We start from the raw sequence: 24,309 nt of genomic DNA on the forward strand, positions 1-24,309 counted from the left end.
GCGCTGCTCCATGTCCGGTTGCGCAACGGTCGCGATGTACCGGGTTCGACGCACTGTTAGCCGAAGGCCCCAGGCACTGCCTGGAGCGGCTCAGCCACGACAGCGCCGTCCATGATGCTTCAAGGCCTGAAACGAACAAGCCCCGCATTCGCGGGGCTTGTCTGCCACGGGCGCGACTCAGGCCTGTGGTTCTTCCTCGCGACCAGTGAACAGGTCCCAGCTGGCCATGAACAGCGCGGCGATCAGCGGGCCGATGACGAAGCCGTTGAGGCCGAACAGGGCCATGCCGCCGAGGGTGGAGATCAGCACCACGTAGTCCGGCATCTTGGTGTCCTTGCCGACCAGGATCGGGCGCAGGATGTTGTCCACCAGGCCGATCACCACCACGCAGAACAGGATCAGCACTACGCCCTGCCAGATCGCCCCGGTGAGCAGGAAATAGGCCGCCACCGGCGCCCAGATCAGCGCCGCGCCGATGGCCGGCAGCAGCGACAGGAAGGCCATCAGGGTGCCCCAGAGCAAGGCGCCCTCGATGCCCAGCACCCAGAAGATCAGGCCGCCGAGAGCGCCCTGGGTGGCAGCCACGGCGATGTTGCCCTTCACCGTGGCGCGGATCACCGTGGTGAACTTGGCGAACAGGTGGTGCTTGTGTTCCTGGCTCAGCGGCACCGCCTGCTTGATCCGCCGGCCGAGCACGCGACCGTCGCGAAGGAGGAAGAACAGCAGGTAGAGCATGATGCCGAAGCTGATGACGAAGTCGAGGGTGTTCTGGCCGATGCTGAACGCCTTGGTCGCCACCACCTGGCTGGCCTGCATCGCCACCGAGGAGAGCTTCTCCTGCAGGCTCGAGAGATTGGCCAGGTCGAAGCGCTCCAGCCACTGGTGCACCGATGGCGGCAAGGCGGCCACCGCCTGCTGCAGGTAGGCGGCGAAGTTCAGTTCGCCGGACTTGACCCGCTGGTAGACGCTCGCGCCTTCCTGCACCAGCGAACCGGCGATGAAGATCACCGGGATGATCACGATCAGCACGCAGATCAGCAGGGTGATCAGCGCGGCGAGGTTCTTCCGATCCCTCAGACGCACCTGCAGGCGGCGTTGCACCGGGGCGAAGATGATCGCCAGGATGGTGCCCCAGAACACCGCGCCGTAGAACGGCAGCAAGAGCCAGCCGAAGGCGAGCGTGACCACCGCCAGCAACAGGAGAAAAGTCCGGGATTCCAGTTTCGTGTCGAGCATGTCCAATCCATCTGGCAGTGGGAAGCAAAGCATTAGTCAGCCGGCGGAGGTGGATCGTTCACGACTGCCGGCCGACTCCGCCGAATAATGACAGGAAGGCTCTGTGGCGCACCACTGCCGGCTGGCTCTTTTGCCGGCAGCGGTCGCCCGGGGGAAGGGTCAGATGCGGAACTGACCGACCAGCCGGCCCAGGCCCTGGCCCAGTTGCGCCAGGCTGCGGGCGGTCTGCGCGCCCTGCTGGGCCTCGTCGGCGACGCTGTCCACCGCGCCGGCGATCTGGTGCACGCTGCGGTTGATCTCCTCGGCCACCGCGGTCTGTTCCTCGGCGGCGCTGGCGATCTGCGCGTTCATCGCGTTGATGGTGGCGATCAACTGGGCGATGGCGTCCAGCGAATCGCCGGCCTGGTTGGCCTGGTTGCTGGTGCCCTCGCCGGCCTCGCCGGAACGGCGCATGGCGTCGACCGCGGCGTTGGTGCCCTGCTGCAGGCGATCGATCATGCCCTGGATTTCCTGGGTGCTCTGCTGGGTGCGGCTGGCCAGCGCCCGCACTTCGTCGGCGACCACCGCGAAGCCACGTCCGGCCTCGCCGGCACGGGCCGCCTCGATGGCCGCGTTGAGCGCCAGCAGGTTGGTCTGTTCGGCAATCGAGCGGATCACCCCGAGCACGCTGACGATCGACTGCACGTCCTGTTGCAGGCTGTCCAGCGAGGAACCGCTGTCGCGGATCTCGTCCACCAGCGCGTGGATGCGCTCGATGCTGCCGTCCACCACGCGCTTGGCCGCCTGGCCTTCGTGGTCGGTCTGCTGCGCGGCCTCGGCGGCGCGCTGGGCGCTCTGCGCCACTTCATGGGCGGCGGCGGACATCTCGTTGATCGCGGTGGCGACCTGATCGGTCTCGTGGCGCTGGCGCTCCATGGCCTGCTCGGAACGCTCGGCCTGGGCCGACATCTGCTCCACCAGTTGCTTGAGGTCGCCGGTCATCCCGGCGATCTGCCGCACCAGACCGTGGATCTTCTCGACGAAGCGGTTGAAGGAACCGGCCAGCTCGCCCAGCTCGTCGTGGCTGGTCACCGGCAGGCGGCGGGTCAGGTCGCCCTCGCCGGCGGCGATGTCGTCGAGGTTCTGGCGGATCTGGTGCAGCGGACGCAGCATCGCGTTGGCCACCGCCAGGCCGATCACCAGCAGGACCACCAGAAGGACCCCGGCGATCGCCACGATGCTGGCGATCAGGGTGCCGATACGCTCGTCGATGGCTTGCTTGATCTCCACCAGTTGAGCCTCGACGCCGTCGAGGTTGATCGCCGAGCCGATCACCATGTCCCACTTCGGCAGGTACAGGGTATAGGACAGCTTCGGCACCATGACGCTTTCGTTACCCGGCAGCGGCGAGGTATAGGTCACGTAGTGGCTGCCGTTCTTGCCTGCCTCCACCAGTTCGCGGTTGAGGTAGACGCCGCTGGGATCGCGGCGGTCGCGGAAGCTCTTGCCGACGTCCACCGGGCTGTCGCCACGGAACAGGCGCACCACCTGGGAGTCGTAGCCGAAGATATAGCCGTCCTTGCCGTACTTGACCTTCGACAGGCGCGCAATGGCCTCGGCACGGGCGTTCAGGTCGCCGTTGGCCGAGCGGTCGTACTCGGCCTGGATACTGCCCATGGCGATCTGCACGTAGTGCTCGAGTTCGGCACGACGGTCGCCGAGCAGGCGCTCGCGGGTATCCTTGACTTCGGCATCAGCCTGTTTTTTCAGGATCAGCACCGCTCCGCCGCTGAGCACCAGGGCGAAGAGCAGCACCGGCACCATGGCCAGCAGGAGGACTTTGGATTTCAGGGTCAGACGCATCATCAACTCCTAGCATGACGCCCAATAAAAAACGGGATTCCCGTTTCATCGGCAATCCCGTCGGAAGCTTAAGCGGCCGGCCCGACATTCCGTCAGGCGACCGCCCGAAATGGGACTCAGAGCAACATCGCGGCGGCCCAGCCGAACACCAGCAACGGCAGGTTGTAGTGCAGGAAGGTCGGCACCACGGTGTCCCAGATGTGATTGTGCTGGCCGTCGACGTTGAGCCCGGAGGTCGGCCCGAGGGTCGAGTCCGACGCCGGAGAACCTGCATCCCCCAGCGCGCCGGCGGTGCCGACGATGCTGACGATGGCCAGCGGGCTGAAGCCCAGTTGCACCGCCAGCGGGACGAAGATCGCGGCGATGATCGGCACGGTGGAGAACGACGAGCCGATGCCCATGGTGACCAGCAGGCCGACCAGCAGCATCAGCATGGCGCCGACCGCCTTGCTGTTGCCGATCCAGGCCACCGAGGCGTCGACCAGGCTCTGCACCTCGCCGGTGGCCTTCATCACCTCGGCGAAACCGGCCGCGGCGATCATGATGAAACCGATGGTGGCCATCATCTTCATGCCTTCGGTGAACAGGTCGTCGGTCTCCTTCCAGCGCACCACGCCGGACAGCGAGAAGACCACGAAACCGACCAGCGCGCCGATGATCATCGAGTCCAGCCACAGCTGCACGACGAACGCGGCGACGATGGAGACCCCGGCCACCGCCAGGCTTTTCGGGCTATAGCTGACATCGACGCGTTCGGCCTGCTCGATCCGCTGCAAGTCGTAGACGCGCTTGCGGCGGTAGCTGAACAGCACCGCGATGAGCAACCCGGCGAGCATGCCCAGGGCCGGGATGAACATGGCGTGGGTGACGTTGATCCCGCTGACGTCGACGCCGTTGCGCGCCACGTTGGCCAGCAGGATTTCATTGAGGAAGATGTTGCCGAAGCCCACCGGCAGGAACATGTACGGGGTGATGAGGCCGAAGGTGATGACGCAGGCGATCAATCGCCGGTCGATCTGCAGCTTGCTCAGCACATAGAGCAGCGGCGGCACCAGCAGCGGGATGAAGGCGATGTGGATCGGCAGGATATTCTGCGAGGATACCGCCACGCAGAGCAGCAGGCCGACCAGGATCCACTTGAACGCACCGGCGCCCTTGCCCTGCTCGTCGTGCCGGCCGAGCAGCACCAGGACCTTGTCGGCCAGCGCATGGGCCACGCCGGAGCGAGCGATGGCCACGGCGAAGGCGCCGAGCATGGCGTACGACAGGGCCACCGTGGCGCCGCCGCCGAGGCCGCCGTTGAAGGCCTTGAGAGTCCCCTCCAGGCCTAGGCCACCGAACAGTCCGCCGACCACCGCGCCGATGATCAGCGCCAGCACGACATGCACACGGCAAAGGCTGAGGACGAGCATCAGTGCGACCGCCAGCACCACTGCGTTCATCGTTGAACTCCTTGCAAATGAAACGAACCCGGCCGCCTGCGACCGAAAAAAGGGGCGTACTCTGCTACAGCCATCCCCGCCTGTCAAAGCCGCGCATGGGCGAATGTCGCCTGGCTATAAACCGTTGTGCACGGTTCTTGCGTGCGATTCGCCGCACGACGGCAATCCGGCGCCAGCGAACGAACCGTCGTCAAGAATGGGCGAGCCCTGCCGATAAGCCTTGGGCCCCCGCAGTTTCTTCGTACAAGGACCCCTCCCATGTTCCTTCGCCGCCTGTCCATCCAATGGAAGATCACCCTGCTGGCAGGCCTCTGCCTGCTCGGCGTGGTCGCCTTGCTGGTCGGCCTTTCGGTCTACCGCATGCAGCACAGCAGCGTACTGGTGAAAAGCGCCAGTACGCAGATGCTCGACGAATCGGCGCGCCTGCGCCTGGAAGCCCGCGGGGAATTGCAGGCGTTGCGCATCCAGCGCTATTTCATGGATGCCTTCCAATACGGCAAGGGTTTCTCCCGGCAGATCCTGTTCCTCCGCGACCAGGCGCAGAAGCGCTTCCTCGACGCCTACGACCTGCGCGAAGACCTGACCCGCCAGGTGCGCACCGCGCTCGCCGCCAATCCCGAGGTGCTCGGCCTGTACGTGGTCTTCGAACCCAACGCACTGGACGGCAAGGACGAACTGTTCGTCGACCAGCCCGCCCTGGGCAGCAACGACAAGGGACGCTTCTCCCTGTACTGGGCGCAGGCCACGCCGGGACAGCTGGAGTCCGAGTCGATGGTCGAGTCCGAACTCGCCGACACCAGCAGCGGGCCCAGCGGCGCGGCCTACAACGCCTGGTACACCTGCCCGAAGGAAAGCGCTCAACCCTGCGTGCTCGATCCCTACTTCGACAAGGTCGGCGAGCGCCAACTGCTGATGACCAGCATCGCCTTCCCCCTCGAACTGGATGGCAAGGTGATCGGCGTGATGGGCCTGGACATCAACCTGAGCAATCTGCAGGCGCTCAGCGAACAGGGCAACCGCGAACTCTACGACGGCGTCGGCCAGGTCGGCATCCTCAGCCCGGCCGGGCTGTTCGCCGGCAACAGCCGCGACGCCGGCCTGCTCGGCAAGAACCTGGCCAAGGCGGATCCGCAGCACGCCGGCGAACTCCTGCAACTGCTGGCCGCCGGCAAGAGCCAATTGTTCAACGAGAACGACGACCTCAAGGTGCTGCAACCGTTGCAGCCGATTCCCGGCGCCAAGCCCTGGGGCGTGCTCCTCGAAGTGCCGAAGAGCGCCCTGCTCGGCCCGGCCCTGGCGCTGGAGCGGCAACTGGACGACATGCGCCGCGAAGGCACCTGGGTCGAACTGGGCCTCGGCCTCGGCGCCGCGGTGCTCGGCCTGCTGGTGCTGTGGCTGACCGCCCGCGGCGTGACCCGGCCGATCCTCGGCGTCGCCCACATGCTGCGCGACATCGCCAGCGGCGAAGGCGACCTGACCCAGCGTCTGCCGCACACCGGGCGCGACGAGCTGGGCGAACTGGCCGGTTGGTTCAACCGTTTCCTCGACAAGCTGCAGCCGATCATCCGCGACGTGAAGGTCTCGGTGCGCGATGCGCGCAGTACCGCCGACCAGTCGGCGGCGATTTCCAGCCAGACCAGCGCCGGCATGCAGCAGCAGTTCCGCGAGATCGACCAGGTCGCCACCGCATCCCACGAGATGACCGCCACTGCCCAGGACGTCGCCCGTAGCGCCGCCCAGGCCGCCGACGCCGCGCGCGGTGCCGACCAGGCGACCCGCGACGGTCTGGCGCTGATCGACCGCACCACCCAGAGCATCGACAGCCTGGCCGCCAACCTGACCAGCGCCATGGGCCAGGTCGAGCAACTGGCCAGCAGCAGCGAGGAAATCGGTTCGGTGCTGGAAGTGATCCGCGCCATCGCCGAGCAGACCAACCTGCTGGCGCTCAACGCGGCCATCGAGGCGGCCCGCGCCGGCGACGCCGGCCGCGGCTTCGCGGTGGTCGCCGACGAAGTGCGCAACCTCGCCCGGCGCACCCAGGACTCGGTGGAACAGATCCGCGGGGTGATCGAAGGCCTGCAACAGGGCACCCGCGACGTGGTCGACGCCATGCACGGCAGCCATCGCCAGGCCCAGGGCAGCGTCGAGCAGGTGGATGAAGCGGTGGCCGCGCTGCAACGGATCGGCGAGGCGGTGACGGTGATCAACGACATGAATCTACAGATTGCCAGCGCCGCCGAGGAACAGAGCTCGGTAGCCGAGGAGATCAACCGCAATGTCGCGGCGATCCGTGACGTCACCGAGTCGCTGTCGAGCCAGGCCGAGGAATCGGCCCAGGTCAGTCAGTCGCTGAACCGCCTGGCCAACCACCAGCAGGGCCTGATGGAACAGTTCAAGGCCTGACCGTTCACGGCCTGAATAGCGCCGGGGGGCCGTAGGTCCCCCAGATCGCCAGGCGGGCCAGCGAGCGCAGCCAGCCACGCAGACGCGCCGGGGCTCCCGTCTCGGCCACCTTCGCTGCCGCTGTCCCGGCCTGTCGCGGCTCGCCGCGCTCGCTGCGCAACGCGTTTTCCACGGCCTGCTCGTAGCGAGCCTGCGCGGGTAACCGCGGCGACCGCCCCTCCTCTCGCTGTCCACTGGACTCGCCCAACAGGAACACCAGCACCGGCAGCATCAGCGCCCAGCGCCAGCGGCCCGTACCCGTCCGCCGTTTCATCGTCCAAGACCTCCTTGCAAGAAGCCCGGGATGCTAGGGAAAGCGCAGGAGGAAATCTTGCCGGGACTGTCGGCAAATGGTGAAGAACTGTTAAGCCCTGGCGGCGCGGCCGCTCTTCTGCAACGACAACTCGATGCTCACTCGCAGGCCGCCCAGCGGGCTGTCTTCGAGACTCAGGCGGCCACCGCAGGCCTCGGCGATGTCGCGCGCGATGCCCAGGCCCAGGCCATGGCCGCTGACCTGTTCGTCGAGCCGGGTACCCCGCTCGAGCACCGCCTGGCGCTGGTCGGGGAGGATGCCGGGGCCGTCATCGTCGACCTTCAGGCGGACCATGCCCTCGCCCTGCGCGACAGTCAGGCGGACTTCGCTATCGGCCCACTTGCAGGCGTTGTCCAGCAGATTGCCGAGCATCTCCAGCAGGTCCTCGCGGTCCCATGGCAGGCGCAGCCCCGGTGGCGCGCTCCAGCTCACCCGCAGGTGCGGGCCGTGGATCAGGCGCAGGGTGTCGCACAGCGACGGCAACTCCTCGGCGCAATCGAAATGTGCGCCAGGCAGCGCTTCGCCGACCAGGCGCGCCTTGCCCAACTCGCGACCGAGGCGCTGCTGGATCTGTTCCAGCTGTTCGCGCAGGACCTGTTGCAACTCCGGCTGGCGCGCCATCTCCTCGCGCTCGGCGAGGCTGACCAGCACCGCCAGCGGCGTCTTCAGGGCGTGACCGAGGTTGCCCAGGGCGTTGCGCGAACGCTTCAGGGTCTCCTCGGTGTGCGCCAGCAGGTGGTTGATCTGCTCCACCAGCGGCTCCAGCTCCTCGGGAGCCTGGTTGTCCAGTTGGCTACGCTGGCCCTGCTGCAGCTGGGCGATCTGCAGGCGCACCTCCTCCAGCGGACGCAGCGAACGACGCACGGTCAGGCGCTGCAACAGCAATACCAGGAGCAGCGCCAGGGCGCCGGCGCCCAGACCCATCCACTGCACGCGGGCGAAGCTTTCCAGGATCGGCGTATAGTCCTGCGCCACCACGATCCGCAGCTTCTGGCCCATGCGCTTGTAGTGGCCGCGGAACACCAGCAGTCGCTGCTCCTCGGGCCCATCGACCAGGCCCTGCACCAGCCCTTTCTTGTGCGGCACCTCCAGCTCGCTGTCCCACAGGGAGCGTGAGCGCCAGGTGTCCTTTTCCAGCTCGATGACGAAATAGCGCCCGGAATACGGGCGCTGGAACGCCGGGTTGAGGCGTTGCTCGTCCAGTTGCATGCCGTTCGGCCCGCGCACCATGGCCACCAGCAGGTTCTCCGCCTCCTCGCGCAGGTTGCCGGCGAAATAGCGCCGCAGGCCCTGGTCGAACAGCCACAGGCCGGTCTGCGCGAGGACCAGCCCGACCACCAGCAGCACCGCGAACAGGCCGACGCTCAGGCGCCGCTGGATCGACCTCATCCGGCGGCCACCCCGGCGTAGCGGTAGCCCTGGCCACGGCGGGTCTCGATCACCTCGCGGCCGAGCTTGCGCCGCAGGTGGTTGACGTGGACCTCGATGACGTTGGAATCGCGTTCGGTCTCGCCGTCGTACAGATGCTCGGCCAGGTGCCCCTTGGACAGGACCTGGCCGGGGTGCAGCATGAAATAGCGCAGCAGGCGGAATTCGGCGGCGGTCAGGTCGACGTCGGCGCCGTTCAGGCACACGCACTGGCGCTGCTCGTCCAGGCGCAGCCCGGCGGCCTCCAGCTGGCTCTGGTTGGCCAGCCCATGGGCGCGGCGCAACAGGGCCTGGATGCGCAAGGCCAACTCTTCCGGATGGAACGGCTTGGTCAGGTAGTCGTCGGCACCGGCCTTGAGCCCATCGATGCGTTCGGCCCAGGAACCGCGCGCGGTGAGGATCAGCACCGGAGTCGCGAGTCCCAGGCCACGCCACTCCTGGAGTATCTCCAGGCCGGGGCGCCCGGGCAGGCCGAGGTCGAGGATGATCAGGTCGTAGGGCTCGCTGGCGCCCTGCACCGCCGCGTCGCGGCCGTCGGCCAGCCAGTCCACCGCGTAGCCCTGGCGGGTCAGGCTGGCCATCAGTTCGTCGGCCAGGGGAACGTGATCCTCAACCAGCAGCAACCGCATCAGTCGTCTTCCTCGTCCTTCAGGATGCGGCCGTTGCGGGCATCCAGTTCCAGTTCACGCACGACGCCGTCGCGGGTGAGCAGTTCCACCTCGTAGACATAGACGTCGTCTTCCTCTTCCAGCTCGACCTCCAGCAGGCGCGCCCCGGGGTAACGCCCCAGGGCTTCCTGCATGAGGGATTCGAGCGGCTGTATCACACCGTCCTGGCGCAGGCGCAGGACCTCGTCCTGGTCCAGGTCGCGCGCCATCGCCTCGAGGCTGATGACCGCCAGGACCAGTGCGACGATCCCGGCGTAGCGCATGAGCCATTTCATCAGTCGTCCTGGTGGTCCTTGAGCACGGCGCCGGTAGCGGCATCCAGCTCCAGGTCCCACTTCACGCCCTGCGGGTCGCGCAACTCGACCTGGTAGATGTAGCGGCCGTATTCCTCTTCCAGCTCGGTATCGTGGACGCTCGAGCCGGGATGCTTGGCGATGGCGTTCTTGTTCAGCTCTTCGAAGGACTTGATGGTCCCGGCGTCACGCAGCTTCAGCGCCTCGTCCGGGCCGAGGTCGCGGGCCTGGGCCAGGCCGGCAGTCAGGGCGATGGCGGTGGCGGCGAACAGGGCAGTCAGTTTCTTCATGGGAATCTCTCCGTGGGAATCAATCGTGTTGCTTTCGACGGTTTGCAGATTAACCGGGCGCTCTTAATTGAAGCTGAATTTGCCGCAAGGACATGGCCGGGGCGCGCCATAGGGTAACGGAAAGCCTCTGCGATGGGGCTCGCCGGCGTTCGAAAGCGCTTGGTCCTGCGACAACTCGTCCTATAATCGCCGGTCCGCAAGGGAGAAGACCAGCATGCCAGCCATCCAGATCAAGTCCCCCGCACTGACCCTCAAGGCCGGTCGCCGCGCCCTCGCCCGCATCCGCGAGCGCGGCCTGCAGCCGGCCGACGTCGGCATCGTCCCCGGTGCCGCCGGCGGGCCAAAGGCGCTGGGCATCCAGGGACTGGACCTGGCGATCTTCGGCGAGTGGCTGCCGCGCGCCCCGCGCGAACGCTCGCTGATCGGCGCCTCCATCGGTTCCTGGCGCTTCGCCAGCGCCTGCCTGCCCGACGCCGTGGCCGGCCTCACCCGCCTCGGCGAGCTGTACACCCGGCAGCGTTTTCCCAAGGGCGTGAGCATCGCCGAAGTCTCGCGCAAGTGCGCGGCGATGCTCGACGACCTGCTCGCCGGCCAGGACGCGCGGATCCTCGACAACCCGCTGTACCGCCTCAACGTGGTGGTGGTGAAGAGCCACGGGCGCCTCGCCCACGACCACAAGGCCAGCCTCGGCCTGGGGCTGTCCTCGGTGATCCGCGACAACCTGATCGGCCGCCGCCACCTGCACCGCCACTTCGAACGGGTGATCCTGCATGACGCCCGCCAGGCGCCCCCGCTGGCCGCGCTGACCGACTTCCCGTCGCGCTACCTGCACCTGGACGGCGGCAACCTGCGCCAGGCGCTGCTCGCCTCCGGCTCGATCCCGATGGTCATGGAAGGCGTCCGCGACCTGCCTGGCGCCGGCCCCGGCACCTACCGCGACGGCGGCCTGCTCGACTACCATCTCGACCTGCCCTACGAGGACCGCGGCGTGGTGCTCTACCCGCACTTCACCGACAAGGTGATCCCCGGCTGGTTCGACAAGGGCTTGCCCTGGCGCCGTGGCGACGCCGGGCGCCTGCAGGACGTGCTGCTGCTGGCGCCGTCGCGCGAGTACCTGGCGCGCCTGCCGCACGCCAAGCTGCCGGACCGCAAGGACTTCACCCGCTACCTCGGCGACGACGACGGCCGCGAGCGCTACTGGCGCCAGGCGATGGCGGAAAGCCGCAGGCTCGGCGACGAATTCCTCGAACTGGTCGACGGCGGCCGGCTCGGCGAACGCCTGCAAGCGCTGGACTGAGCCGCCACCGACGAGAAGGATCCTGCATGAAACTGGCCGTAGCGCTGATCCACGGCATCGGCGACCAGCCCGATAGCCGCGACGAGAACGGTCTGCACAGCTACGCCCGCGAACTGGTAGCGGCGCTGCGCCGACGTCTCGGCGCGGAAGCCGGCGAGGTGGCCTTCCAGAGCCTGTACTGGGCCAGCGTACTGGACGCCCGCGAGCTGGACTACCTCAAGCGCATCGAGCGCGAGCCGCTGGGCTGGCGCTGGCTGCGCCGGGCGGTGACGCTGTTCCTCGGCGACGCCAGCGGCTACCGAAAGGTCAGCGCCGCCTACGACACCACCTACCAGCAGGTCCACCAGCACGTGCGCAGCGGGATCATGGCCCTGCGCGCGAAGGTCGGGCCGCAGACGCCGCTGGTGATCCTCGCCCACTCCCTGGGCGGGCACATCGTATCCAACTTCATCTGGGACCAGCAGAAACTCAACCGCACGCCGAGTTGCTCGATCGACCCCTTCCTCGGCCTGGAAACCCTGGCCGGGCTGGTCACCTTCGGTTGTAACATCCCGCTGTTCACCTTCGCCTACGAGAAGGTCTGTCCGATCCGCTTTCCCGGCCACTGCCTGACCCCGGCGATCCGCCAGCAGGCACGCTGGCTGAACGTCTACGCGCCGGCCGATCCGCTCGGCTATCCGCTGCGGCCGTTGCAGAACTACGCCGCGGTCGTCCACGAGGACCTCGCCCTGCCGGTCGGTCCCTGGTACAAGCGGCACACCCCGTTGAGCCACATGGAGTACTGGAACGATGCGCGCTTTCACGATTACCTGGCGGACTACCTGCGCCGCCTGTTGGCTGCTGGCCTCGAGCCTGCCGGCGCTGGCCGCGCCCTCCCCGCAGGCGAGCCAGGAGATCGGCCACTTGCTGAGCTTTGTTGAAGACAGCGGCTGCACCTTCATCCGCAACGGCAGCGAATACCCGGCCGCGGAAGCCCGCGCCCACCTGCAGAAGAAGCTCGACTACCTGGAGCGCAAGGATCTGGTCGCCAGCAGCGAGGACTTCATCGAGCGCGCCGCGACCCAGAGCAGCCTCAGCGGCAAGCCCTACCAGGTGCGCTGCGCCACGCAGACGCGCAACTCCGCCGACTGGCTGAACCAGGAGCTGCGGCGTCTGCGGCAAGCCCCCTGATCAACCGGGATGGCCGTCGACCCGCGGACGACACAGCATCGGCGCATAGAACCAGGCGAACAGCAGGAACGCCAAAGCCCACAGTCCGCCTGCCAGGGGCAGCGCCCAGTTCGCCGGCAACAGGCTGGGCAGGAACACCCGCGCCGCGCAGCCGAGATTGAGCAGAGCGAAAGCCCAGGGCATCGCTGCCGGCGGTTGCAGCGCGCGACCGGTATGGCCGAGAGTGACCCGTGCCAGCATCGCCAGGATCAACCCGCCCATGCCGCCCACCGCCAGCGCGTGCAGCGCCTGGCTCGGCGCCAGCGCCAGGCCCAGGCTCCAGAGCGCCATGCCGAGCGGCGCCACGGCGATCCAGAAATATGCCAGGTGCAGAGACCAGAGCAGCGGCACCTGCCAGATGCCGCGATCGCGCCAACGCCACAGGCGCCACAGTTGCGCACCACCGAGGGCGGCGAACAGTCCTGCAAGCCAGGGCGTCGGCTGCGTCGTGACGCCCGCGGCGGTGAGCAGCGCCACCAGCACGCAGCCCAGCAGGATGCCATTGTCCAGCCAGGCGATCGCCGGCACCTGCTGCTGACGGCCGAGACCGCGCTGGGTGAAGAACGGGATCACCCTCCCGCCGATCAGGTTCATCATCCCGGCGATCAGCCATAGCGCGGCGATGGAGGCACGCCGTTGCCAGTCGTCGTTGCCCTCGAACAGGCCGAGCAGGACCAGGGCGTCGGCCAGGGTCAACAGCAGCAACAGACCCACCACCGGGTAATTGCGCTTCTGCCGCACCCGCCACAGGCTGCGACCGATAGCCCAGGCCAATAGCGGCAGGAAGCTCAGTTGCAGCACCAGCAGCAGCGCCAGCGGCGCATCGAATAGCCAGGCCAGGCGCGCCGCCAGCCAGAGCCCGGCGAGCAGGGCCAGGGGTTTGCCCTGCAGGCCGGGTACGCCGGTCCAGGTCTGCACGGCGGTCAACAGGAAGCCGGCGATGATCGCCACACCGAAACCGAAGAGCATTTCGTGACGATGCCAGGCCAGCCAGCCTCCGACCGGTTGCCAGCCGCTCCAGAGCCCGGCCAGCGCCGCCAGCCAGAGCGCGATGGCGAGCACCGCGAACAGCGCGCCGCCGAGGAAGAACGGGCGGAAGCCCAGGCGCCAGATCGGCGGTATGGCCATCAGCCTGGAACGATCAAGCACTTGCACAGCAGACCTCCCAACCGGGTCGACGCATGCGGAACAGCGCGCTCAGGCGCATCACGTAGCCAATCTTCAACAGGGTCGGGCCGAGGATCACCAGCGCATGGGAAAACACCAGCGCCGGCATGTTCAGGTAGCGGTCGAGGAAATAGGCGGCGATCACGCCGGCGACGAGCAGCGCCAGGCCGGCCGCCAGCAGCCCGTGACCGATCCGCAGCACCCGCCGTGGACAATCGAACAGAGCGTTCATCTCGATCTCCTTTTTCCGAAAAGGGCCGACGCACCTCGCGCCGACCCGTCGCTTCAGGCGTCCAGCGCGGCGGCCGGACCGAAGAACTCGTAGTGGCATTGCTGCGAGGGTACGCCGAGGTCGGCCAGGTGGCGCTTGACCTGCGCCATGAAAGGCCGGGGTCCGAGGAAGTAGGCGTCCAGGTCGCGCTCCTGCGGCAACCAGTCGGCCAGTTTCTCGCGGCTCAGCAATCCCTCGGCGTCGGGACTGTCGCCGGCACGCGGTTCGCTGTAGCAGAAGAAGTGCTCGACCTGCTCGTGCTGCGCCGACACGTCTTCGATCCAGTCGCGGAAGGCATGCACGCCGCCATGCCGGGCGCAATGGATGAAGCGGATCGGCCGCGCCTGCGGCAGCGCTTCCTGCAACATGGCCAGGGCCGGGGTGATGCCGACGCCGGCGGTGATCAGCACCAGCGGCTTGTCGCTGTCACGCAGGACGAAATCGCCAGCCGGGGGGAACAGATCCAGCTCGTCGCCCTCGGCGACCCGGTCATGCAGGTGATTGGAGACCCGTCCACCCGCCTCGCGCTTGACGCTGATGCGGTATTCGCGGCCGTTGCTGGCAGCGGAAAGCGAGTAGTTGCGGCGCACTTCCTCGCCGTCGATGTCCAGCCGCAGGCCGATGTACTGTCCCGGCTGGAACGCCAGCAGCGGCTGGCCGTCCACCGGCTCCAGGTAGAACGAGGTGATTTCCTCGCTCTCCGCCTGCTTGCGTGCCACGCGGAAGCGCCGCACGCCGCGCCAGCCGCCATCGGCCTGGGCGCTGGCGGCATACACCGACTCCTCGGCCTCGATCAGCAGGTCGGCCAGTTGCTGGTAGGCCGCGCCCCAGGCTTCGAGGACTTCGTCGGTGGCGATCTGTTCGCCGAGGACCTCGCGGATCGCCCGCAACAGGCAAGTGCCGACGATCGGATAGTGTTCGGGCAACACCTGCAGGGAGACATGCTTGTTCACCACCTTGGCCACCAGCGGGCCGAGTTCCTGCAACTGGTCGATGTGCCTGGCGTACATCAGCACGCCATTGGCCAGCGCCCGCGGCTGGTCGCCGCTGGCCTGGTGGGCCTGGTTGAACAGCGGGCGAACCTCGGGGTACTCGCCGAGCATGGTGCGGTAGAAATGGGTGATCAGCGCTTCACCGCCGGTCTCCAGCAGCGGTACGGTGGCTTTGATGAGGGCACGTTGGGCATTGGACAACATAGATGACTCCTGACGCATGCAAGGTTTTGTTTCACCTCGAAGCATTTCAGGAAGCGTGCCAAGGCAAACTACCAGAATTCACGGGCCTTGCAGGCCGGCATAGGTCATAATGACTGCAACCATTCAGAGTCATTAGGACTGCAAAGAGGTCGAAATGACCACCAATCCCTTGCTTGCCACCCTGATCCCGCTGGTTGCCGACCTGTCCCGCGACCTGCCGGAAGACGAACGCTACCGCCGCCTGCTCCAGGCCCTGCGCGACCTGCTGCCCTGCGACGCCACCGCGCTGCTGCGCCTGGACGGCGAATACCTGATCCCGCTGGCGGTGGACGGCCTCAGCCCGGACACCCTCGGCCGGCGCTTCCGGGTCGGCGAACATCCGCGCCTCGAGGCTCTCCTGGAGCGCCGCGGGCCGACCCGCTTCCCCGCCGACTGCGGCCTGCCCGATCCCTACGACGGTCTGGTGGAAGGCCTCCACGGCCACCTGGAAATCCATGATTGCCTGGGCTGTCCGCTGTACCTCGACGACCAGCCCTGGGGCTTGCTGACCCTGGATACCCTCGATCCGTCGCGTTTCGCCAGCGCCGACCTGGACACCCTGGAGGCCTTCGCCAGCCTCGCCGCCGCCACGGTCAAGGCCAGCGAGCGGATGCGCGACCTGACCCGCCGCGCCGAGGAGGAGCACCAGCGCGCCGAGGCCTATCTCGAAGCCGCTGGCGAGCGGCCACGGGAAATGATCGGCCAGAGCGCCGCGCACAAGGCGCTGCTGGAAGAAATCCGCCTGGTCGCCAACAGCGACCTGAGCGTACTGATCACCGGCGAGACCGGGGTCGGCAAGGAACTGGTGGCGCAATCCATCCACCGGCATTCCATGCGCAGCGGCAAGCCGATGATCAGTCTCAACTGCGCCGCGCTGCCCGAGACCCTGGTGGAAAGCGAATTGTTCGGCCATGTGCGCGGCGCCTTCTCCGGCGCGGTCAACGAACGGCGCGGCAAGTTCGAACTGGCCGACGGCGGCAGCCTGTTCCTCGACGAGGTCGGCGAGTTGCCGCTGGCGGTGCAGGCCAAGCTGCTCCGCGTGCTGCAGAGCGGGCAGTTGCAGCGGGTCGGCTCCGATCGCGAGCACCGCGTCGACGTACGCCTGATCGCAGCCACCAACCGCGACCTGGCCGAGGAAGTGCGCGCCGGGCGCTTCCGCGCCGATCTCTACCATCGCCTCAGCGTCTATCCCTTGCGCGTGCCGCCGCTGCGCGAGCGCGGCCGCGATATCCTCCTGCTGGCCGGCTACTTCCTCGAGGAAAACCGACCGCGCCTGGGACTGCGCAGCCTGCGCCTGGACCACGAGGCCCAGGCCGCGCTCCTCGACTATCGCTGGCCGGGCAACGTGCGCGAACTCGAGCACCTGGTCGGCCGCGCCTCGCTCAAGGCCCTCGGCCACAATCCGGAGCGGTCGCGGATCGTCACCCTGCATCGGCAGGATCTCGACCTGCCCGCGGAAACCCCCGCGCCACCTCGCAGCGTGGTCGAGCCCGCGCCCGCCGCGCCAACGACCGGTCACTCGTTGCGCGCGGCCACCGACGCCTACCAACGCCACCTGATCCAGGACTGCCTGGCCCGTCACCAGGGAAGCTGGGCCTCGGCTGCACGCGAGCTGGGCCTGGATCGCGCCAACCTGGCGCGCCTGGCGCGCCGCCTGCAACTCAGGTGAACGACCGCCCGGTCGGAGCAGACCGGGTCCGGCGCGCAAACCTGCTACCATGGCGCCCCCATTCCGGTTGTCCGATAACCCCGATCCAGAGCGCACTACAGTGGAACTCTTCAAAGAATTCACCTTCGAATCCGCCCATCGCCTGCCCCACGTCCCCGAAGGCCACAAATGCGGGCGCCTGCACGGCCACTCGTTCCGTGTCGCCATCCACATCGAAGGCGAGGTCGATCCGCATACCGGCTGGATCCGCGACTTCGCGGAAATCAAGGCGATCTTCAAGCCGATCTACGAGCAACTCGACCACAATTATCTGAACGATATTCCAGGCTTGGAAAACCCCACCAGCGAAAACCTCTGCCGCTGGATCTGGCAACAACTCAAGCCGCTGTTGCCGGAACTCTCCAAGGTCCGCGTCCACGAAACTTGCACGAGCGGTTGCGAATATCGGGGCGATTGATTCGCCCGACTCTCCCCTGGCGCTTCGCCATCTGCTCTAAAACGGGCTTCCACACAACGGGCCCGTTCTGCCATCTCTCTCCCATGGGTTGTACGAAGCATTATCCCCACGGACATAAAGGTTTCATATTCTTCCGGGAAACATCCGGCAAGCTGTCCCCACAGTCCGTTAGTCAATAAAACCGTGCAACTATATTGTTCTTCCAGTAGATAAAGACTTATCCTTTGCCGCGGACATGGAAAGTCCGTAAAGCCACTATAAATGCACCAAAACCCAGCACCATATTTTTAGAACGGGAGTGAAACGAATGTCCAAACTTGCCGAGTTCCGCGAGGCAGAGCGCAAACTTCAGGAGCAACTGGCCCTGCTGGAAAAGCTGAAAAGCGACAGCAGCCTGAAGCAGGAACTGGAATTCAAGGACAAGTTGCAGGCGTTGATGGACAAGTACGGCATGACCCTGCACAACATCATCGCCATCCTCGACCCCAAGGCTCCGGTCACCGTCAGCGCCGCTCCGCAGCGCCGTGCCCGCGCCCTGAAGGTCTACAAGAACCCGAACAACGGTGAAGTCGTCGAAACCAAGGGCGGCAACCACAAGGTTCTGAAAGCCTGGAAAGAACAGTACGGTTCCGAAACCGTCGAATCCTGGCTGCAACGCTAAGCCGGTTTTCCCGACGGCATCCTGCCGATGCCGTCGGAAACCCCACTGGCTACTTTCGCTCCCCTCCTCGCCAGATCAATTCTGCGACTTCGATTCGCAAGCGCTCCTGATCTTCTGCGCCGCCAGGTTGTTCTCCACCCCCGGCAGGTTCTCCAGCAGACACTCGTAATAAGCCTTTTCCCGCGACAGCAGGAAGGAGCCGTCGTTATACAACTTGTCGCAGGCCTGGGTGATGAAGTGAACCGCCACCCCGCTCTTCGCCGTGCGTTGGTAGTCGAGTATGCATTGGTCGTAGTCCTTGTCGTCGGCGAGAGTGGAAAGCGGAAATAACAGCAGCAGGGGCAGCAGGAACTTCATGGCAATGGTATCCATGGGAAAGTTGTGCTCCAGCATGGACGAGCCGGCTCGGAGTGCCAAGCCGACCATGAAGTAAAATTTTGCACTTGTTTACAGGCCGGACCAGACTGGCCGTTCTTCGCTGCGCGAATGCGACAATGGCGGGCCGGGGAGCCGAATCGCAGGCGTCCCGAGCGGATTCGGTTTCCCGGCCGCCTGGCGGCAACTCGCTCCATCGACGGGCACCGCCCTCTGCCGAACTCTTCCGGCAAACGGGTGCTGCCCGATCCGCATCCGCTTCAATAGGCCGCTACGAACAGGAACGACAACTGTAGATTGAGCATGGGCGACAACATATTGTTCAGTTCCAGAAACTCCACCGCTACTTGCCGCTGCTCCGCTTCTATATCCTGCAACAACCGACTGAACGAGGCTGGCTCCAACTGCCCGCGAACCTGGGCCTCGATACGCGCGATCGTCCCTTGCTTCTCGAAGCCGCGAGGAAGCAGTACGCTCACTTCCGCGTCAGGGACGCCCGCCAGGCGAACCCGCTCGGTCAGCCAGGCCTGCACATCGGCCCTCGCCTGCGACGCATTCGGCGCCTGCCAGAAGCGCTCTCGCTGAAGGTTCAGGACCTGCTCCGCCTGCATCGCCCGCTCCGGCCAGGCGGTCTGCCGGGAAACGTCCTGGAGCTTGAGCCATTCCCCGGCCAGACGACGATATTCCTCCCCTCGTTCCTCCCTCCAATCCATGCTGAGCATGACCAGATGCACAACCAGCAGCAGGCACAGGCTCCAGATGGCCATGCGCAAGAGTGGTTTTTCCTGCCATTGTCGTTGCAGGTTCCGCCCCTGGAACTGCAGTGATCGCTGGAAGTCCGACATCAGGCACCCTCCCCCGGCGTACGCAGGACCAGGCTCAGCGATAGCCCCTCGCTCTGCGAAGGTTCCACCCTGACATCTTCGAAACTCCCCGACTCCATGAAACGCCGCACATAGAGACGCGGGTCGACACTGTCGGTGCCAATCCGCAAGTCCAGCTCGGAGCCTCGATAGCGCCAGGCGAGCAACCGACTGTCCTTCGGCAACAGTTCCGCTACCTGTCCCAGCAGCGCCACCTGCGAGCGATGCTGCAAAGCGCGCCCCAGCTCCGTGGCCATCCGATTGGTCTGCAATGCCTGGTTGCGTGCGCTGAGGATCGGCGAGACCTGGCCGTTCAGTTGGTCGTACTGCGTTCGCAGCGCACGCTCGGCCCACCACCAGGACAAACCTTCCCCCAGATTGAATCCGCATCCCAGCAACAGGGTGGCTATGAGCCCATGCGGCAACCAACGCTCCCATCGCAGCAGCGTTGCTTCCGCCGCCGGAACGGCCCAGGGACGGCCCAGCGCTTCCCCAGGCTCGGCAACCAGGCTCTCCGGAATGCGTATTCCCGCCAGCCCCCGGAGCAACCGAACCCATTGTTCTGGCTGGGGTGGGCTGGGAAAGAAATGGCTCAGGACAAGGCAGTCATCTCTCCAGACCTGCAGATCCAGCCCGGAGCGAACCCGAAGCAGCCGAACCGTCTCGCCTTCCGCGACCGACCGAGGGGGAGCCTGCAGGAGGGATTCGGGGATACAGCGATAACGCCGAGGTTGGTCGACGCAGTCTTCGGCAACGGCCTCCCGGACCTCCTCATCCCAGAACCAGACCAGAGCATGGCCACCCCGCCAGGCTACGTAATGGCCTGCGCGGCGAAAAGGCGCCAGGGCGGCAAGCTTCAACGCCAGTGCCTGATACCGGTCAGAGCGCGGCACATGATTGAGATCGAGACAGCGATAGACACACCACGCCCGATCCACGATCCACTGCGCTGGGGCGCGCCGCGCCAACCCTGTACCTCTACGTACCCACTCAAGCTGCGCCCGGCCATCCTTACCACGGCCTTGCCACAGGCGGGGCGGCAAGAACCCCGGGGGCGATATCGGGATGCAGCGGAGGATTCGAGTAGCGATCATTTATCTTCACGGACCTCTTCGAGAGAAGCTGCCAGGGTGGCAGCAGGCGGTGCTCTGAGTTGAAGCGGACCTCGTATTCCGTCCCCTGCTCGGCTCCTGGCGGGTAGAGCCGAATCGACAGGACCGGACTGGCCAGGCGCGCCCAGCCATCCTCGGGAACCAGCCTCGCATGCCCCCCGAGGACGTCATGCAGGTCCGACATCCGGGTGAACGGACGCTGCCAGCGGGCTTGCAGCAGTCGGCCGACAGCGTCCTCCGGTAGTCCCCAGGCAAGAGACAGGATTCGGGCATCCGCGGTGTTGATGTTCAGCGCCGCCTCGTCCGCCGCAACCAGATCGCGCCAACCGGCGTCGAGCAAATGCGCTTCCCAGGGGCGCCAGGCCTCCAGCCGGAAGACTTCCATCACCGAGCGCAACGGACGGCGCCGGGCCTGGCCCGGAGAGGACCTGTCGCTGGCTTGCGCGGCGCTACCCAGTCGTGGAGCGGCGCCGGGATAGAGATAGCTGAACCATTGGGCGACCATGACCTGCACCTGCTCGGCGGGAACCCCCAACCCCGCCAGCAGCCTGGACAGTACCCGCGGATCGATGCCGGAAAGACTGAGGCGCGCGGAGCGATCGAGCAGCGCAATGCACCAGCCATTGGCCATGCAGAACTCCCGGCCATCCAGAGGCAGCTCCCCGCCAATGGGCAGGATCGAAGTGTCCATGTCCACCTTGCTCGGCGCGGCGCCAGCATTTCCCGGTACGCTCAGGCCCGCGACGGTATAGCGCTGGGTAGCCACCAGCCATTGGACCCGCGCCAGCAAGGCATGCTCCTCCAGCTCACGAAGCAGCGCCTTGCGCCGGTTTTCCGTGGCATCCAGCGAGCGCCCGACCCAGAGTACAGCGGCACTGGCCAGCAGGGTCATGATGGCCAGGAACCAGACCACTCCGACCAGAACGAAGCCAGACGAGCGGGCAGACGCCGCATGTCGGCATGCGCCATCAGAAATCATGTTCGGCGGGCCTCGCTCTGGGCAGCGCGACCGCGACAAGGACAAACAGGCGCTCCTCGGGAGCCGTCAGTGCCATCGCCTCGGGAAGGGTATCGGCCAGTTGCGCGCTCGGCGGCCAGTCCCGGTGCCACTGGCCGTGACCGTCCAGATAGCGGAAGCGAGCTTCGCCGCGCAGATGCAGGAGGGGCCAGCGACTGTCCTCCAGCCTTCGCACATAGATCAACTCGGTCCTGTCCTCTCCTGCCCGCCGCTCGAGCCGGAAGGCCAAGGGCGTCGGGATGCCCGCACGGCGATCCAGGGCCGCGGCAGACATGGCCTCGAAACTGAGTTCGTCCCCTCGCAGACGCCAGCGGACCTCGCCAGCCTCGGGAGCGACCAGGTTCTCCACCGCATCACGGAACCAATCGAAGGTCAGCGCCCGGACCTGTCCGCGCCCCAGGTTCTGGTACAAGGACTGGTTGGCCCTGCTGGCATAGCTCAACCCTTGCATGAGCAACGTGCCGATGAAGGAAACGACCAGCAGCACCACGATCATCTCGAGCAGGGTGAATGCACCCTGTTTTCGTCGCGAGCGGATCATGGTCCATCACCCAGTCGCGCTGGGATGACCACGTACCCGGGAAGCTCCAGTTGCAGCGTCTGCGGCGTTCCATCGCCGGCCCGGATGTTGGCGACGACCCTGAACAAGGTCACGTCGTAGATGCCCGGACTGCCGCTATGGCGGCCCACCGCCGCTTTCGATGCGGACAGTGGCGAACTTCGCCACTCCAGCCGGTAATGCCCCAGCCGGACCCTGCCTGCGGGTTCGAGCGCAGGGTTCATGCGCTCCAGATAGGCCATCGCCACCCGGGCCGTCTCAATGCGCAGCTCGGCCGCCTCGACCCGCTGCATGCTCCGAAAGGCACTGTTGAGCCAGGCGAAAAGCGCACCGCCGACCACTGCCAGGAGCGTCAGCGCAACCACCGCCTCCAGGAGCGTGAAGCCTTCCTGCCGCGCCGGCATCAGCGGATCGTCCCGGGCGCGCAGAGGGGTGGCTGAAGCAGCAGCGTATGTGTCGCGCGCCCATGATGGACCTGCAACTTTCCGCCCAGGCAAACTCCGTTTGCCATGTAACGTATCGGCGGCCGAGCAGTAACCGTCCAGCCATCGGGCAGTCGCAGCAACTGCTCGGGAACCGCCCCGCTCTCATCAATGAGCAGCTCCCGCCCGTCGCTGCGCACGCGATAGCCCAGGGTCTGCAATTGATTGAACAGATCGTCCAGCGCGGTCCTGCGCGCCCAGGTCTCCTGCATCCTCACCAGGCCGGGCAACGCTACCGCAGCAATGGCCCCGACGATCACCAGCACCACCAGCAGTTCGAGCAAGGTGAACGCGGCCTGGTCAACGTTTGGGCGCGTAACCGACATCGGCATCCAGGCCTTTCCCACCGGGCTGCCCATCCGCGCCCTGGCTGTAGAGAGTGAAGGGTTGTTCGGCACTCGGCCTGTCGCTGTACAGGTAAGGTCGGTTCCAGGGGTCCAGCGGTACGCCGCCCTCGAGGTAGGGCCCGTGCCAGAAGGCCCCGAGACGTTCATCGGAAGGCGGCGTGTTGAGTAGCGCCAGGCCTTCTTCTTCGGTCGGCAGCCGGCCGATGTCCAGGCGCATGGTGAGCAACGCGCCCTTGAGCATCTTCACCTGGGTATCCGCCGTCTGCGCCTTCGCCTTGTCGGCCTGATTGAACAGTCGCGGCCCGACGAGCCCCATCAGCATGCCGATAATCACCAACACCACAATCATCTCGAGCAGGGTGAAGCCCTGTTGTGCAGCTCTGTTCATACGGTTTCCACTTCACGTCTCATCCAACCAGCCGCGGCATCGATACCCGGCATTCAAAGCACCATGTCGTTGGCGCTGGTAATCGCCAGTACCACGCCGGTAATGATCAGGCCGAACACAGAGCCGATCAGCAGGATCGCCAGAGGCTCGATCAGCACCAGGGCCTTTTTCATTCGCGCCTGCCCGACCTCTCCATAGAGCGTCGCCAGGCTCTGCAGCATCTCCGCGAGCTGCCCGGAGGCCTCTCCAACCCGCACCAGGCTCGAACCGATGGACGTGACCGCCTGGCGCTCCTCCAACGCTGCCGACAAGGCGATGCCGGCCCGCACATCCTGGGTGACTCGCTCCAGGGTCCGGCGCTGCCGGGCAATGCGGACGCCATCGGCGGAAAGCGCCAGGGCCTCCACCAGCGGCACACGATTTCCCAGCAGGGTTCCAAGCACCTTCGACCATTGCGCTATTTCCGCCTGCATCAACCATTCCCCGACTACGGGCAGGCGCACCAACTGGTCGAGCGCATGGGCGCGGAGCGCCGGATTGCGCAGCGCCACGGCAATGCCGCCAGCAAGCAGCAGGACGGCGAACGCCAGCAAGCCGGAACTCTCGTTGCTCCATACCCCGATGCTCAGCACTGCCCAGGCAAGCCACGGAAGCTGGGCGGTCTCGTTCAGGAGATTGGCGAATTTCGGAACGACGAAGACGAACAGGGTCGCCACGGCGAGCACCCCGCTGAGCACCAGAATCGCAGGGTAGATCAGCGCCCCTTGCAACTCGGCGCGGGTTCGCCGTTCGTATTCCATCTGCGTGGCACAGTCCCTCAGGGCTCCTGCGAGGTTTCCGGTCATCTCGCCGGCCGCCACCAGTTGATATACATAGCGCGGCAGGTCGAGGCCGGCGCTCTCCAGCACCACGGGAAAGGATTGCCCCTGGCGCAGACCATTGGCCATCGCCTGCAGGGCGGAAATCAACTTCGGGTGGCGCGCGCCTCGCTCCTGGGCCTCCACCGCGTCGGCCATGCTCACTCCCGCCGCGAGCATGGTGGCCAGCTCGTGGATGGCCATGTTCAATTCCTCGGCCTTGAGCCGACGTCGCGAGCCCAGGTTGCGGCGTTTCACCTCCAGGCTGAGCGGGGTGAGCCCCTGGCGCTGCAACTGCCGCAGCGCATCCTGGCGCGTGGGGAGGCAGAGTTCGCCACGAACGCGCCTGCCCTTGCGATCGACGGCTTGGTAGATGAAATTCATGGAC

26 protein-coding genes and 2 pseudogenes are annotated in these 24,309 nt (G+C 66.3%); 8 read left to right on the forward strand and 20 right to left on the reverse strand.

Going from position 1 to position 24,309, the window contains the following annotated elements:
- Positions 1-177 precede the first annotated feature (177 nt).
- The 3 genes from FOC67_RS14180 to FOC67_RS14190 all read right to left on the reverse strand — a co-directional run bounded on the left by FOC67_RS14180 (position 178) and on the right by FOC67_RS14190 (position 4,520).
- Positions 178-1,236 (reverse strand): AI-2E family transporter, encoded by a 1,059-nt coding sequence (locus FOC67_RS14180; protein ID WP_003090487.1) that lies wholly within the window; start codon positions 1,234-1,236, stop codon positions 178-180.
- A gap of 159 nt (positions 1,237-1,395) precedes the next feature.
- Positions 1,396-3,081 carry a methyl-accepting chemotaxis protein gene (locus tag FOC67_RS14185; RefSeq protein ID WP_079381390.1) on the reverse strand — a complete coding sequence of 562 codons (1,686 nt, stop codon included), beginning with the start codon at positions 3,079-3,081 and terminating at the stop codon, positions 1,396-1,398.
- A gap of 113 nt (positions 3,082-3,194) precedes the next feature.
- Positions 3,195-4,520, reverse strand: a complete 1,326-nt coding sequence (locus FOC67_RS14190; protein ID WP_003108736.1) for a Na+/H+ antiporter family protein — start codon at positions 4,518-4,520, stop codon at positions 3,195-3,197.
- Positions 4,521-4,997: 477 nt separating this feature from the next.
- On the opposite strand from FOC67_RS14190, the pseudogene FOC67_RS29925 reads away from it, so the two are divergent.
- Positions 4,998-6,017: pseudogene (locus tag FOC67_RS29925) on the forward strand (chemotaxis protein); the annotation flags it as partial.
- Between the two features lie 369 nt (positions 6,018-6,386).
- Positions 6,387-6,923: pseudogene (locus FOC67_RS29930) on the forward strand (methyl-accepting chemotaxis protein); the annotation flags it as partial.
- A gap of 4 nt (positions 6,924-6,927) precedes the next feature.
- Here the strand turns inward: FOC67_RS29930 and FOC67_RS14200 are convergent.
- The 5 genes from FOC67_RS14200 to FOC67_RS14220 form a co-directional block, all read right to left on the reverse strand.
- Positions 6,928-7,236 (reverse strand): hypothetical protein, encoded by a 309-nt coding sequence (locus FOC67_RS14200; protein WP_009313999.1) that lies wholly within the window; start codon positions 7,234-7,236, stop codon positions 6,928-6,930.
- A 90-nt stretch (positions 7,237-7,326) separates the two neighbouring features.
- The gene (gene carS, locus FOC67_RS14205) at positions 7,327-8,664 is read right to left on the reverse strand and encodes a two-component system sensor histidine kinase CarS (RefSeq protein ID WP_009313997.1); all 1,338 of its coding nucleotides are present in this window, start codon (positions 8,662-8,664) and stop codon (positions 7,327-7,329) included.
- On the reverse strand, positions 8,661-9,332 hold the full coding sequence (carR, locus tag FOC67_RS14210) for a two-component system response regulator CarR (RefSeq protein WP_003090494.1): 672 nt from the start codon (positions 9,330-9,332) through the stop codon (positions 8,661-8,663). The genes carS and carR overlap by 4 nt, the downstream gene beginning before the upstream one ends.
- Positions 9,332-9,646: a PepSY domain-containing protein gene (locus FOC67_RS14215; RefSeq protein ID WP_003097704.1), complete on the reverse strand. Its 315-nt coding sequence runs from the start codon at positions 9,644-9,646 to the stop codon at positions 9,332-9,334. The genes carR and FOC67_RS14215 overlap by 1 nt, the downstream gene beginning before the upstream one ends.
- Positions 9,646-9,954: a PepSY domain-containing protein gene (locus FOC67_RS14220; protein WP_003090497.1), complete on the reverse strand. Its 309-nt coding sequence runs from the start codon at positions 9,952-9,954 to the stop codon at positions 9,646-9,648. Before FOC67_RS14220 ends, FOC67_RS14215 begins: the two co-directional genes overlap by 1 nt.
- A gap of 214 nt (positions 9,955-10,168) precedes the next feature.
- On the opposite strand from FOC67_RS14220, the gene FOC67_RS14225 reads away from it, so the two are divergent.
- Genes FOC67_RS14225 through FOC67_RS14235 form a run of 3 tightly spaced genes read left to right on the forward strand, consistent with a single transcriptional unit; the run spans position 10,169 to position 12,421 of the window.
- A complete protein-coding gene (locus FOC67_RS14225) occupies positions 10,169-11,251 on the forward strand; it encodes a hypothetical protein (RefSeq protein ID WP_003113385.1) in 1,083 nt (360 codons plus the stop codon).
- A gap of 26 nt (positions 11,252-11,277) precedes the next feature.
- Positions 11,278-12,171, forward strand: coding sequence for a hypothetical protein (locus FOC67_RS14230; protein ID WP_009313990.1), 894 nt, complete (start codon positions 11,278-11,280; stop codon positions 12,169-12,171).
- Entirely contained in the window at positions 12,155-12,421 is a 267-nt protein-coding gene (locus FOC67_RS14235; protein ID WP_003115326.1) for a DUF5329 domain-containing protein, read from the forward strand. The genes FOC67_RS14230 and FOC67_RS14235 overlap by 17 nt, the downstream gene beginning before the upstream one ends.
- On the opposite strand, the gene FOC67_RS14240 is transcribed toward FOC67_RS14235, so the two are convergent.
- Genes FOC67_RS14240 through hmpA form a run of 3 tightly spaced genes read right to left on the reverse strand, consistent with a single transcriptional unit; the run spans position 12,422 to position 15,094 of the window.
- Positions 12,422-13,615 (reverse strand): NnrS family protein, encoded by a 1,194-nt coding sequence (locus tag FOC67_RS14240; RefSeq protein WP_003122598.1) that lies wholly within the window; start codon positions 13,613-13,615, stop codon positions 12,422-12,424.
- Positions 13,602-13,859, reverse strand: coding sequence for a psl/pyoverdine operon transcriptional regulator PpyR (gene ppyR, locus FOC67_RS14245; RefSeq protein WP_003090502.1), 258 nt, complete (start codon positions 13,857-13,859; stop codon positions 13,602-13,604). Before ppyR ends, FOC67_RS14240 begins: the two co-directional genes overlap by 14 nt.
- 53 nt (positions 13,860-13,912) lie before the next feature.
- The gene (hmpA, locus tag FOC67_RS14250; RefSeq protein ID WP_003110082.1) at positions 13,913-15,094 is read right to left on the reverse strand and encodes an NO-inducible flavohemoprotein; all 1,182 of its coding nucleotides are present in this window, start codon (positions 15,092-15,094) and stop codon (positions 13,913-13,915) included.
- A 154-nt stretch (positions 15,095-15,248) separates the two neighbouring features.
- On the opposite strand from hmpA, the gene norR reads away from it, so the two are divergent.
- The 3 genes from norR (at position 15,249) to mvaU (ending at position 17,920) form a co-directional block, all read left to right on the forward strand.
- A complete protein-coding gene (norR, locus tag FOC67_RS14255; RefSeq protein WP_009313987.1) occupies positions 15,249-16,802 on the forward strand; it encodes a nitric oxide reductase transcriptional regulator NorR in 1,554 nt (517 codons plus the stop codon).
- 100 nt (positions 16,803-16,902) lie between these two features.
- On the forward strand, positions 16,903-17,259 hold the full coding sequence (gene queD / locus FOC67_RS14260) for a 6-carboxytetrahydropterin synthase QueD (protein ID WP_003090505.1): 357 nt from the start codon (positions 16,903-16,905) through the stop codon (positions 17,257-17,259).
- A gap of 307 nt (positions 17,260-17,566) precedes the next feature.
- The gene (mvaU, locus tag FOC67_RS14265; RefSeq protein ID WP_003090506.1) at positions 17,567-17,920 is read left to right on the forward strand and encodes a histone-like nucleoid-structuring protein MvaU; all 354 of its coding nucleotides are present in this window, start codon (positions 17,567-17,569) and stop codon (positions 17,918-17,920) included.
- A gap of 75 nt (positions 17,921-17,995) precedes the next feature.
- Here the strand turns inward: mvaU and FOC67_RS14270 are convergent, their stop codons facing one another.
- The 9 genes from FOC67_RS14270 to FOC67_RS14310 all read right to left on the reverse strand — a co-directional run bounded on the left by FOC67_RS14270 (position 17,996) and on the right by FOC67_RS14310 (position 24,305).
- Positions 17,996-18,292: a VF_A0006 family four-cysteine protein gene (locus tag FOC67_RS14270; RefSeq protein ID WP_009877656.1), complete on the reverse strand. Its 297-nt coding sequence runs from the start codon at positions 18,290-18,292 to the stop codon at positions 17,996-17,998.
- 263 nt (positions 18,293-18,555) lie between these two features.
- Positions 18,556-19,140 carry a GspMb/PilO family protein gene (locus FOC67_RS14275; protein WP_003131073.1) on the reverse strand — a complete coding sequence of 195 codons (585 nt, stop codon included), beginning with the start codon at positions 19,138-19,140 and terminating at the stop codon, positions 18,556-18,558.
- Complete coding sequence (locus FOC67_RS14280) at positions 19,140-19,523, reverse strand: hypothetical protein (protein WP_128623048.1); 384 nt, start codon at positions 19,521-19,523, stop codon at positions 19,140-19,142. Before FOC67_RS14280 ends, FOC67_RS14275 begins: the two co-directional genes overlap by 1 nt.
- Positions 19,524-20,169: 646 nt before the next feature.
- Positions 20,170-21,249 carry a general secretion pathway protein GspK gene (locus FOC67_RS14285; RefSeq protein WP_009313985.1) on the reverse strand — a complete coding sequence of 360 codons (1,080 nt, stop codon included), beginning with the start codon at positions 21,247-21,249 and terminating at the stop codon, positions 20,170-20,172.
- Complete coding sequence (locus tag FOC67_RS14290; RefSeq protein ID WP_009313984.1) at positions 21,239-21,829, reverse strand: type II secretion system protein J; 591 nt, start codon at positions 21,827-21,829, stop codon at positions 21,239-21,241. Before FOC67_RS14290 ends, FOC67_RS14285 begins: the two co-directional genes overlap by 11 nt.
- Positions 21,826-22,251 carry a type II secretion system protein J gene (locus tag FOC67_RS14295; protein WP_003113393.1) on the reverse strand — a complete coding sequence of 142 codons (426 nt, stop codon included), beginning with the start codon at positions 22,249-22,251 and terminating at the stop codon, positions 21,826-21,828. Before FOC67_RS14295 ends, FOC67_RS14290 begins: the two co-directional genes overlap by 4 nt.
- Complete coding sequence (locus FOC67_RS14300; RefSeq protein WP_003110088.1) at positions 22,251-22,661, reverse strand: prepilin-type N-terminal cleavage/methylation domain-containing protein; 411 nt, start codon at positions 22,659-22,661, stop codon at positions 22,251-22,253. Before FOC67_RS14300 ends, FOC67_RS14295 begins: the two co-directional genes overlap by 1 nt.
- Entirely contained in the window at positions 22,630-23,064 is a 435-nt protein-coding gene (gene gspG / locus FOC67_RS14305) for a type II secretion system major pseudopilin GspG (RefSeq protein ID WP_003110089.1), read from the reverse strand. The genes FOC67_RS14300 and gspG overlap by 32 nt, the downstream gene beginning before the upstream one ends.
- A gap of 53 nt (positions 23,065-23,117) precedes the next feature.
- The gene (locus FOC67_RS14310; RefSeq protein WP_003110091.1) at positions 23,118-24,305 is read right to left on the reverse strand and encodes a type II secretion system F family protein; all 1,188 of its coding nucleotides are present in this window, start codon (positions 24,303-24,305) and stop codon (positions 23,118-23,120) included.
- Positions 24,306-24,309 lie beyond the last annotated feature (4 nt).

It is taken from the genome of Pseudomonas sp. FDAARGOS_761 (assembly GCF_013343155.1).
Classification (GTDB): domain Bacteria; phylum Pseudomonadota; class Gammaproteobacteria; order Pseudomonadales; family Pseudomonadaceae; genus Pseudomonas; species Pseudomonas aeruginosa.

What these genes read in the sequence shown, in the direction of transcription:
- FOC67_RS14180 (WP_003090487.1), bottom strand. Translation starts at nt 1,236, where the DNA reads ATGCTCGACACGAAACTGGAATCCCGGACTTTTCTCCTGTTGCTGGCG.
- FOC67_RS14185 (WP_079381390.1), bottom strand. Translation starts at nt 3,081, where the DNA reads ATGATGCGTCTGACCCTGAAATCCAAAGTCCTCCTGCTGGCCATGGTG.
- FOC67_RS14190 (WP_003108736.1), bottom strand. Translation starts at nt 4,520, where the DNA reads ATGAACGCAGTGGTGCTGGCGGTCGCACTGATGCTCGTCCTCAGCCTT.
- FOC67_RS14200 (WP_009313999.1), bottom strand. Translation starts at nt 7,236, where the DNA reads ATGAAACGGCGGACGGGTACGGGCCGCTGGCGCTGGGCGCTGATGCTG.
- carS (WP_009313997.1), bottom strand. Translation starts at nt 8,664, where the DNA reads ATGAGGTCGATCCAGCGGCGCCTGAGCGTCGGCCTGTTCGCGGTGCTG.
- carR (WP_003090494.1), bottom strand. Translation starts at nt 9,332, where the DNA reads ATGCGGTTGCTGCTGGTTGAGGATCACGTTCCCCTGGCCGACGAACTG.
- FOC67_RS14215 (WP_003097704.1), bottom strand. Translation starts at nt 9,646, where the DNA reads ATGAAATGGCTCATGCGCTACGCCGGGATCGTCGCACTGGTCCTGGCG.
- FOC67_RS14220 (WP_003090497.1), bottom strand. Translation starts at nt 9,954, where the DNA reads ATGAAGAAACTGACTGCCCTGTTCGCCGCCACCGCCATCGCCCTGACT.
- FOC67_RS14225 (WP_003113385.1), top strand. Translation starts at nt 10,169, where the DNA reads ATGCCAGCCATCCAGATCAAGTCCCCCGCACTGACCCTCAAGGCCGGT.
- FOC67_RS14230 (WP_009313990.1), top strand. Translation starts at nt 11,278, where the DNA reads ATGAAACTGGCCGTAGCGCTGATCCACGGCATCGGCGACCAGCCCGAT.
- ppyR (WP_003090502.1), bottom strand. Translation starts at nt 13,859, where the DNA reads ATGAACGCTCTGTTCGATTGTCCACGGCGGGTGCTGCGGATCGGTCAC.
- hmpA (WP_003110082.1), bottom strand. Translation starts at nt 15,094, where the DNA reads ATGTTGTCCAATGCCCAACGTGCCCTCATCAAAGCCACCGTACCGCTG.
- norR (WP_009313987.1), top strand. Translation starts at nt 15,249, where the DNA reads ATGACCACCAATCCCTTGCTTGCCACCCTGATCCCGCTGGTTGCCGAC.
- mvaU (WP_003090506.1), top strand. Translation starts at nt 17,567, where the DNA reads ATGTCCAAACTTGCCGAGTTCCGCGAGGCAGAGCGCAAACTTCAGGAG.
- FOC67_RS14270 (WP_009877656.1), bottom strand. Translation starts at nt 18,292, where the DNA reads ATGGATACCATTGCCATGAAGTTCCTGCTGCCCCTGCTGCTGTTATTT.
- FOC67_RS14275 (WP_003131073.1), bottom strand. Translation starts at nt 19,140, where the DNA reads ATGTCGGACTTCCAGCGATCACTGCAGTTCCAGGGGCGGAACCTGCAA.
- FOC67_RS14285 (WP_009313985.1), bottom strand. Translation starts at nt 21,249, where the DNA reads ATGATTTCTGATGGCGCATGCCGACATGCGGCGTCTGCCCGCTCGTCT.
- FOC67_RS14290 (WP_009313984.1), bottom strand. Translation starts at nt 21,829, where the DNA reads ATGATCCGCTCGCGACGAAAACAGGGTGCATTCACCCTGCTCGAGATG.
- FOC67_RS14295 (WP_003113393.1), bottom strand. Translation starts at nt 22,251, where the DNA reads ATGCCGGCGCGGCAGGAAGGCTTCACGCTCCTGGAGGCGGTGGTTGCG.
- FOC67_RS14300 (WP_003110088.1), bottom strand. Translation starts at nt 22,661, where the DNA reads ATGCCGATGTCGGTTACGCGCCCAAACGTTGACCAGGCCGCGTTCACC.
- gspG (WP_003110089.1), bottom strand. Translation starts at nt 23,064, where the DNA reads ATGAACAGAGCTGCACAACAGGGCTTCACCCTGCTCGAGATGATTGTG.
- FOC67_RS14310 (WP_003110091.1), bottom strand. Translation starts at nt 24,305, where the DNA reads ATGAATTTCATCTACCAAGCCGTCGATCGCAAGGGCAGGCGCGTTCGT.